We start from the raw sequence: 9,558 nt of genomic DNA, 5'->3' as shown, positions 1-9,558 counted from the left end.
GCAGTAGTTCGTAATGTAGTATCACCGACTGGCTTGAAAGAAGTTTTAATTCCATCATGGAGTGTAGCAGGAGGTCAGGATGATTTAATCTGGCATAAGGCCACTCGTCAAGCTGACGGTTCCTATCGAGCAACGATTAAGGCAAGTGACCACAAGAACTCAGTTGGACAGTACCAAGTTCACGTTCATTATATTGATCAAGAAAACAAGCGCCGTTATGTTACAGAGACTGTTGTAGAAGTTCAGAAATCAACTCCGACTGCTACGATTACGATCCAAAATAATAACAAGGATAATGGCACTTTCGATGTCATTATCAGTAATGTCTATAGTCCTAAAGGTGTACGTACTGTTCAAGTACCAACTTGGTCTGAGGTAAATGGTCAGGATGATTTGACTTGGTATGAAGCGACTCGTCAATCCGATGGGACTTACAAGGTAAGCGTGAAGGCTTCTGACCATAAGTTTTCGACAGGTACTTACCATGTCCATTTGTACTATATCCAGGGTGATGGTAGTCAGGTTGGTGTTGGTGGCACGACGGTGCAGGTAGAGAACCGGAACTTTGTAACTAGAAATCAGCTCTATCTGAAGCATATTTCTGCAAAAGATGCAGATGGTCAGTTAGGTCGAGTTCTAAAGGCGGCATCAAGCTTGATTGGCGTTGAGACTGGATCTCCAGAGCACCTTAAATTGGTCAGAGATTACAATAGTGTTCATCCGTTGCCAGTAGGTTATCCTGTGAAAAATACAGATGATTGGTGCGATGTGTTTGTCACAACTGTCTTCCAACGCGAAGGGCTTAGTCATTTGATTGGTCGTGAGTGTGGGGTGGAACGCCATATCCAAATCTTTAAACATCTAGGTATTTGGAATGAGAATGGGGCTTCTACACCGAAGTCAGGTGATATCATTACCTTTAACTGGGACCAAGACTCTCAACCGAATAATGGATTTGCGGATCATATTGGAATTGTTGAATACGTTGAAAATGGACTGATTCATACAATTGAAGGAAATTCCGGTTATGTTGGAACCGTAAAACGCAATGTTTACCGTATTGGACACGGGAATATCCGAGGCTTTGCTACACCACGTTATAGATAACAAGCAAGTATCTCGGCATTTTTGCCTAAGTACTTTTCTATAATAGAAAGATAACCAGCTCTGAAAGAGGGCTGGTTTTTTGTATTCTTTGCGGACTTGACAAGAGTGCTAAGTACTGGTATCCCCATCTCCTTGATTAGCTTGGTATTAGCCTTTGTACTACAAGCGGTGGAGCTTATCTCCTTAAAAAGAAGAAAAAATAAGCGCAAGGCTTGATTAATCTTGTCTAACTAATCGAGAGTATAGAAGAGGCACCTAGGGGCCTCTTTTTTGTGTGATAAAAAATACAAAAAATCCTTGACAAACTAAAAAATTAGCGTTATCATTAACTAGTTAATTAACTGTTTAATAAACCAATTAAGAAAAAGAAAGGATTTATACATGTTGGGGAGGAAACTAAGAGCCTTAGGAATTGGATTCATCTGTCTCTTGTTGCTAGTAGCTTGTGGGAGCCAGAGAAGTTCGGGAGCTGGCTCAACTAAAAAGGGTCTCAAAATTGTGACGAGTTTTTATCCTGTATATTCTCTAGTTAAGGAAATTTCAGGCGATCGCAACGAGGTCTGGATGGTTCAGTCGGGCGCTGGGATTCATGATTACGAACCTTCGGCCAAGGAGACAGCCCAGATATATGATGCGGATGTCTTCGTCTACCATTCTCAAACACTCGAATCTTGGGCTGGACGTCTAGATCCTAGCTTGCAAGACTCGAAACTGCGGGTCATCGAAGCCAGCAAAGGAATGGAATTGGATAAGGTCGCTGGCTTAGAAGACATCGAGGATACGGAAGGGAAGGATGCTAAACACTTGTATGACCCTCATACCTGGATGGATCCACTGAAAATTGCCGAAGAAGGGAAGATCATCGCCAAAGAGTTGGGAGACATCGATCCAGAAAATAGAAGTTATTATGAGGCCAATGCCCAAAAGCTTGAAAAACGCTGTGAGGCTTTGGTGGCTAAATACCAGCCTCTCTTTGAAAAAGCGACACAAAAGACCTTCGTAACCCAGCATACAGCCTTCTCTTATCTAGCCAAGCGCTTTGGCTTGAAACAATTAGGAATCGCAGGGATCTCGCCTGAGCAGGAACCAACAGCCCGTCAATTGGCTGAGATTCAGCAGTTTGTCAAGGACTATCAAGTTCAAACCATCTTTGTTGAGAAGCATACCTCGTCCAAGGTGGCCGATAGCATTGCCAAGGCGACAGGAGCAAAAGTGAAGGTTTTGGATCCTCTCGAAGCAGATCCAGAAAATAACAAAGATTTCTTGGAGAACCTAGAAGAAAATATGGCTAGTCTAGCGAAAGAATTACAGGAGTAAGTAGAAAGAATGAAGAAAAAAGGAACAATTGGATTAGTAGCAACATTAGGTCTGGGTTTATGTGCCTATGCCTTAAGTCAGCAAGCACCAGTCAAGGAAGACAAAAAGAGTCAGAATCAGGTGCAGTATTTACAAGGAGACAAGAAAAAGTCAGCTAGCAAATCAAACAAACAGGAAGAGAGCATTGAATCCGTCAACTCGAAGGAAAAGACCCAGGCAGAGCAGATTGTGGTTAAGATTACTGACGAGGGCTTTGTGACTTCCCATGGAGATCATTTCCATTACTACAATGGCAAGGTCCCTTACGATGCGATATTTAGTGAGGAGTTGATTTTACGGGACCCCACTTACCAACTGAAACAATCAGACATTGTCACACAGGTACGAGATGGCTATATTATCAAGAAGGATGGGACCTACTACCTTTATCTAACCGATCCGCAACATACGCTGAATGTCCGTTCGGTGGAGGAAATTGCCAAACAGAAAAAAGGAGAGCTGGTTTCAGGTTCGAAAGATAGCGTCCAAAATGCTGGGCAAACTCGTGATTTTAGTCAGCCAAGTCAGGCCCTACGAGAAGGGAAAACAGTAGCAAGTCTAACAGCAGGTGCCAAGCCAAGTCAAGGTGGCTACCGGACAGATGATGGCTATGTCTTCCATCCTGGGGATGTGATTTCTGATACCGGGGATGGCTTTATCGTTCCTCATGGTGGCCATTACCACTTTATTCCGAAGAGCGCCTTATCAGCTGGAGAATTAGCTGCTGCCTTATCTATCTTAAATGGTAGAGGAGGGAAAAATGAGGTAAAACCTGTATTGCCTCCTTCTATCCAGTTGACTGCACCGGTTAATCCGAATCAACCGATTCCAGCACCTGTCACTCCAGCGCTCTCCACTCCTCTTCCCCATCCAACAGTGACGACAGAAGGGCGAAGTCTGGAAAGCCTACAGAAAGAGTTGCAGCATACCCCGCTTTCAGAGCGCCATGTTGAGTCGGATGGTTCTGTCTTTGATCCAAGCAAAATCACCAAATGGACAGAGCAAGGAGTGGTGTATCCGCATGGGGATCACTTCCATTTTATCCCTTATAGTGTGCTTTCGCCTTTAGAGCGGGAATTGGCACGCCAGTATCAAGTCCTCAGGTCTCAAACTGGGACTGTAGCGACAGAAGAAAAGCCAACTCAACCTTCAAGCCCAGACACAAAACCAGTTGATCATGACCAGGACCACGAGAAGGAGGATCCTCATCACAAGCATGACCATGAGGAACATGAAGCCGATCATGATCATCATCATGAAGGCGAACATGATCATGGTTTCCATGCAGATCAGGTCATCAGCAAGGATGACGAGGGCTATATGGTCGCTCACGGGGACCATGCCCATTACTTCTACAAGAAGGATCTCTCACCTCAAGAAATCGCAGCTGCAGAGGCAGTATTAGCTGGTAAGAAGGAAGAGGACAAGGGGCAGCCACTGACAGATGATGTGGCGACCTATTCGCGCGATGCTTCGGATGAAGAAAAAATCCAATACATTAGCCAGACCTACGGCGTCCCTCGGGAAGCTATCAAGATTTCCAATGGTTTCTTTGTCTTTAACAATCCAGACCAAGAATACGATCCAACCCATATCCATCCTTATGCAGTTCGGAAGGAACATGTCCGGATTCCACTTGAAACAGGAAATCCTGAGCTAGACTTTATCAACGAGCTTTATGCAACAGCGCTTCGCTCTGGTATTTCCCCTTATACGATGCAAATCGAGAATGGTCAGTTTGTCATCCCGCATGGGGACCATAACCACTATATCAAGGTGCGCTCAGCAGGCTTGGCGGACTACTTGGCTCACCGTCTGCCGACCATCCAAGCAGCTTACCAGAAAGGTGACTTGGATCAGAAAGCTGTAGAGGACAAGGTCAACCAACTCCTAGCAGAAAGTCGGACTTTGTACGCTTCAGACCCTCTGCAACAAAGACGGATTGAGTTGAACTTGGGTCAATTCTTAGAAACTGTTAAAAACTTCCCAAGCAATTCAACAGCAGGCTATTTGGCCAGTCTTGAGCAAGTTGACAAGGAATATATCCATGCGACCCAGGAAGTCAAACCGAAAGAAGAAACAGCCTTGGACCGTCGCTACCAAGAATTGCTTGAACAAGTTCGCTTGTTAGATACCGAAGCCTTCCAACTCAAGAAAGAAAGCCTCGTTTCTCAGTTGCAGGAAGCCTATACGGCCAAGGATAGCCAACGATTGGAGCAAGAAGGAAAATTGTTGCAGGCCATTCAGGAGATGCAAGATCGGACCGGTGTGACTTCGGTGGACTACCTCAAGTATTTCTACCAAAGTTTAAGCGATGCGCGCTTGACACCAGAATTGCGGGCGACAGCAGCGGACCTTGCTTTGAAGCTTTACCGGGCTCAGGCCTTTGAAGAAGCTTGGGACTCAAAAGCCCATTTCATGGAACTCTACCAAGCCAAGCAAGCCATTGACCAACTAGTGTCTCAGGAAAATGCTCCAACCTATCCAATTGAAAAAACAGTTCTGGATCAAAAGGGAGCAGATGCTCCATCCTATAATCTAGCTGTTTACGACTTCCTCAAGGGGGTCTATGGTGACCTGGATGAAAAGACAGAGTCTCGTCAACGCTCTAGTCTCTTGACAGTACTTGTAGAACAAATCACCTCTCTTTTGCCACAAGTAGAAGAAAGCAAACGTCCTGCCTTTGAAGAACGTTTGGAACAGGTGCGCCAAGAGCCAGATGCTGACACGGCTTTGACAACTGGGAAAACTCTTTTGCGTGAAGTTGGTGAAACGATTGAACAACAAAAGCAAAAGAAAACAGAAGAACCTCAACTTGGAGACGTAGCCCTCTATCAAGAGATTTATAACCAGTTGATCGCTCTCCACCAACAATTGGTCGAAAAAGGAGCCAGTGATGCTCAGTTTGAACGCTTGGAAGCCCTCTTTGATCAACTAGCTGATCCGAAGAGCGACAAGAAAGCCTTGCTACAGGCGATTCAAGCCCTTCGAGATGATTTGCTAGCGGCGCCATCGACAGCAGTGGCGGAAGCAGACAAAGCAACCCCAGCCCCTCAAAGTCCTGCCACGAGTGATCCTAACCTGAATAAGGAAGAAGCTTCAGATCCTGCTCAGACTCCATCTCCAGAGTCAGAAAACACAGAAGTCAGCCCAGTCGCAAGTGAAGAAACGACGGACTAGGACCTATGTAGAAATAACAAAAAAACACAGAATCAATTTGATTCTGTGTTTTTAGATGTAGATAAAATCTTCCGAAAAACTTTCCTTAGGTGAGTACGGACGTCAGCGAACTTYKWHRAAGTTCCATGACTAATTATTGAGCCTAAGGTCTCAATAATTCCGAGTGCTAGATACACTATTGTTTCTAGCACTTTTCTCACAGCGGAAAGTTTCTAATCTTCTTAAATGGCAAAATAAGTCATTTTTTGAAAATCAACTAGCTGTTTTTTGATTACTCTGTAAGGTAATCGATTAGGAGCACCACTCGCTTGGCTCTATGGAGATGTCTGCTCTTTTAATCCTTTTTCAAAACTTGCGGAAGGAGCCTCAACTTGGATTTTTTCTAAGGTAAAGGGGTGTGTGAGTCGCAAGCGGTGGGCATGGAGCATGAGGCGAGGAGCTCTTTCTGGGTTGTAGAGTGGGTCTCCCACAATCGGATGGCCATGGTGAGAGAGGTGGACGCGGATCTGGTGGGTACGACCTGTCTGGAGCTGGCAGTTGACCAAGCTGGTGCGTTTGAAAGTCTTTAAGCTGGTCACATGGGTTTCCGCATAGAGGCCCTTTCGAGGATCAACAATGCGTTTGCGTCGATCGTGGCGATCTCGTCCCAATTTGTCCTTATAAACCAGCTTCTTTTTGGGTAAGCTGCCTAGGATTAAGGCCCAATAGTCTCGTTGGATTTTCTTGTCTTCTAACAGCCGATTCAGGACGGGTAAAACAAAGGGATTCTTGGCAAAGACCAGAGCCCCACTGGTTTCCTTATCTAAGCGATGGACTACATAACAGGTCTTCCCGACATAAGTGGAGACGTGGTTGAGGAGGGCGATTTCATCTGGTTGATTGGCGTGCGTTTTCATGCCTTCCGGTTTGTTCACGATGATGAGATGCTCATCTTCATAGAGGGCTTGGACCAGGTTAGCATCCCCTGCTAGGATCTCCTTTTCTTCATAATCTTCCGGATCAAAGGTGAGGGTCAGTTGGTCACCAGCCTCAAGTATGGATTGCCAATGGACGATCTCCCCATTGACTTGAACATGTTTTTTGGTTCGCAAAAAATGACGAATCTTTCGTGGGATGAGAAAATAATCTTCTAGGGCCTCTTTGACCGTCATGGCGGGCAAGGCACTTGGTATCGTTATCGTATAATGCATAGTGTTATTGTATCAGAAAGCAAGAGGAAAGAAAAGGCGAGAAGGAGGAAGAGGAAGGGGGAACGAGACGCTGAAACCCGCCCTAGAGTAGACTAGATAGCAACCTTAAAGAAAGCTAAAAGCATCCTTTCTTGCGAAGGTCTTTCTTGTCTAGACGTTAGGAAGGTGATAAAATAGGGACTATGAACAAATTAAAAGAATTAATGGAGGAAATGATTCGTCATTTCCAACGAGAAAAAAAACCAAGAAAGATTGCGGAAGAGGTTGAGTTATCAACGGACGGGGAGGAGCAAGCTCCAACCTATAGCCGCTCGGACAAGTCACGGAGAAAATCTCACTCCCAACATCCGATCAGACGTTTTTGGCGCAAGTATCACTTGACTAAGATCTTCCTACTGATTGGCCTGACCTTTAGTCTCGTCGTCGGAGGTTATCTTTTCTACATAGCCAAGACGACCAATGTAGCAGATCTGCAAAACGCCCTCAAGGCGACCACGATCATCTATGATAAAGATGGGAACCAAGCAGGTAGCCTAACGGGGCAAAAAGGAACCTACGTTGAGTTAGATGCCATTAGTGAAAACTTGCAAAATGCAGTTGTTGCGACAGAAGACCGGAGTTTCTACAAAAATAGTGGGATTAACTATGGTCGTTTCTTCCTGGCGATTTTGACTGCCGGTCGCTCAGGTGGGGGATCGACGATCACCCAACAGTTGGCCAAAAATGCCTATCTTTCTCAGGACCAGACGGTTGAGCGGAAGGCTAAGGAGTTTTTCCTAGCCCTCGAGATTAACAAAAAGTATAGTAAGAAAGAAATCTTGACCATGTACCTCAACAATGCCTATTTTGGAAATGGGGTTTGGGGGATTGAAGATGCTTCTAAGAAGTATTTCGGTGTATCCGCTAGTGAGTTGACTCTGGATCAGTCAGCTGTCCTTGCCGGTATGCTCAAGGGACCAGAAATCTATAACCCCCTTTATTCAGTCGAGAACGCAACCAATCGTCGCAATACGGTCCTACAAAATATGGTCGCAGCTGGTTATATCGACCAAGCTACAGCAGATCAATCCGCCGCAGTCGACATTCATGGACAACTGGTGGATGCCTATGAAGGCAAGTCAGAGGATTATCGCTACCCGTCCTATTTCGATGCGGTTATCAACGAGGCTGTCAACGAATATGGTCTAACAGAAGAAGATATCATCAAGAATGGTTACCGGATCTACACAGAGATGGACCAGAATTACCAAGCCAGCATGCAGGTCATCTACGACAATGTAGATCTCTTCCCTGTTGCCGAAGATGGCACGCGGGCAGAATCTGGTAGTGTAGCCCTGGATCCTAAGACCGGAGGAGTGCGGGCGATCGTTGGACGCGTGGCTAGTGACCAAGATGCTGGCTTCCGAAGCTACAACTATGCGACTCAATCTGCTAGAAGTCCTGGTTCTACCATTAAACCCCTGGTCGTTTATAGTCCAGCTGTAGCCAACGGCTGGTCAACCAATAAAGAATTGGACAATGCGACCAAGGTCTACGGCGGTTATACAGTTGATAACTATGGTGGCATCCAAGGTAGTCCGACCGTTCCCATGTACCAAGCCTTGGCAGAATCTCTCAACCTGCCAGCTGTAGCGACAGCCAATGAGTTAGGGCTCAATACTGTCTTTGATTATGGGAAAAAATTTGGTCTCAATATGGACAAGGTGGACAAATCTCTCGGAGTAGCTCTGGGATCTGGTGTGACGACCAACCCTCTTCAGATGGCTCAGGCCTATGGAACCTTTGCCAACGACGGAGTGATGAACGATGCCCATCTCATTACGAAGATTGAAAATGCCAGCGGTCAAGTGGTGAAAAGTCACAGTCAGAAATCAAAACGGGTGCTTAGCAGCTCAGCTAATAAGAAGATGACCAATATGATGTTGGGAACCTTTACCAACGGAACGGGTGTCAACGCAGCACCGTATGGTTATACCATGGCTGGTAAAACAGGAACGACTGAAACAGACTTCAACCCGGATCTCTCTGGTGACCAGTGGGTCATTGGCTACACGCCAGATGTGGTCATTAGTCAGTGGCTAGGTTTCCCTAAGACGGATGAAACCCACTATTTGACAGGGACTAGTGCAGAGACAGCCTCAGTGATCTTCCGAAATGTAGCCAATAGCGTCCTTCCTTATACAGAAGGAACTAGCTTTGACAATGAGGAAAATTCTTACCAGGAAAATGGCATTGCCCCTGTCGGTCAAGAAACAGAAACTGAGAGTCCAGAAGAGGACAAGGGCTTCTTTGATACTGTCAAAGAACGCGCTGCAGGTATCGTAGACGATGCCAAAAAAGCCATCGATGAAGCAGATATTCCTGGAAAAGCACAAAATGCCTGGGATACTTTCAAAGGTTGGTTCGGATTCTAAAAAATAGATGCTTAAAAGATGGGAAGGTTCCTTGCCATCTTTTAGATTGTAGACAAACTATATTTACATAAAACAACGTGGAGATCCTTCAATAAAAAAGTTAATTTCTATTTTATGAAATTATTCAACTTTATCTCGAAACTTTCCGCCGTGAGAAAAGTGCTTGAAACACTACGTTTCAAGCACTCGGGAGTTTTGAAACTTTAGGTTCAAAACAAATTGAACACGGGCTGCGGATTGTGTCAAAAAGATAAGTTCTCCTAGAATCGATAGATTCTGCGTCAAACTTCCTATTTTGACTTTATCCGCAG

Annotated in this window: 5 protein-coding genes; 4 read left to right on the top strand and 1 reads right to left on the bottom strand. The window is 45.3% G+C overall.

Annotated elements, in window-relative coordinates; all coding sequences use genetic code 11:
* The 3 genes from ADF75_RS00515 to ADF75_RS00505 all read left to right on the top strand — a co-directional run.
* Positions 1-1,107, top strand: a 1,107-nt coding sequence (locus ADF75_RS00515) for a GBS Bsp-like repeat-containing protein (RefSeq protein ID WP_048788749.1), incomplete at its 5' end; no start/stop codon positions are given.
* 381 nt (positions 1,108-1,488) lie between these two features.
* Positions 1,489-2,424 (top strand): metal ABC transporter solute-binding protein, Zn/Mn family, encoded by a 936-nt coding sequence (locus ADF75_RS00510; protein WP_048689092.1) that lies wholly within the window; start codon positions 1,489-1,491, stop codon positions 2,422-2,424.
* 9 nt (positions 2,425-2,433) lie between these two features.
* Complete coding sequence (locus ADF75_RS00505) at positions 2,434-5,643, top strand: pneumococcal-type histidine triad protein (RefSeq protein ID WP_048788748.1); 3,210 nt, start codon at positions 2,434-2,436, stop codon at positions 5,641-5,643.
* Between the two features lie 314 nt (positions 5,644-5,957).
* Here the strand turns inward: ADF75_RS00505 and ADF75_RS00500 are convergent, their stop codons facing one another.
* Positions 5,958-6,833: an RluA family pseudouridine synthase gene (locus tag ADF75_RS00500; protein WP_048788747.1), complete on the bottom strand. Its 876-nt coding sequence runs from the start codon at positions 6,831-6,833 to the stop codon at positions 5,958-5,960.
* A gap of 182 nt (positions 6,834-7,015) precedes the next feature.
* On the opposite strand from ADF75_RS00500, the gene pbp2a reads away from it, so the two are divergent.
* Positions 7,016-9,247: a penicillin-binding protein PBP2A gene (gene pbp2a / locus ADF75_RS00495; protein WP_048788746.1), complete on the top strand. Its 2,232-nt coding sequence runs from the start codon at positions 7,016-7,018 to the stop codon at positions 9,245-9,247.
* The last annotated feature ends 311 nt before the right edge of the window (positions 9,248-9,558 follow it).

The sequence above is a fragment of the Streptococcus sp. 1171_SSPC genome (genome assembly GCF_001069335.1).
Taxonomy (GTDB): domain Bacteria; phylum Bacillota; class Bacilli; order Lactobacillales; family Streptococcaceae; genus Streptococcus; species Streptococcus xiaochunlingii.
The sequence above is the reverse complement of the archived record's forward strand: the minus strand, read 5'-3'. Positions and strand labels throughout refer to the sequence as shown.

Excerpts from the sequence above, each read along its gene's own strand:
- ADF75_RS00510 (WP_048689092.1), top strand. The coding sequence starts at position 1,489 with ATGTTGGGGAGGAAACTAAGAGCCTTAGGAATTGGATTCATCTGTCTC.
- ADF75_RS00505 (WP_048788748.1), top strand. The coding sequence starts at position 2,434 with ATGAAGAAAAAAGGAACAATTGGATTAGTAGCAACATTAGGTCTGGGT.
- ADF75_RS00500 (WP_048788747.1), bottom strand. The coding sequence starts at position 6,833 with ATGCATTATACGATAACGATACCAAGTGCCTTGCCCGCCATGACGGTC.
- pbp2a (WP_048788746.1), top strand. The coding sequence starts at position 7,016 with ATGAACAAATTAAAAGAATTAATGGAGGAAATGATTCGTCATTTCCAA.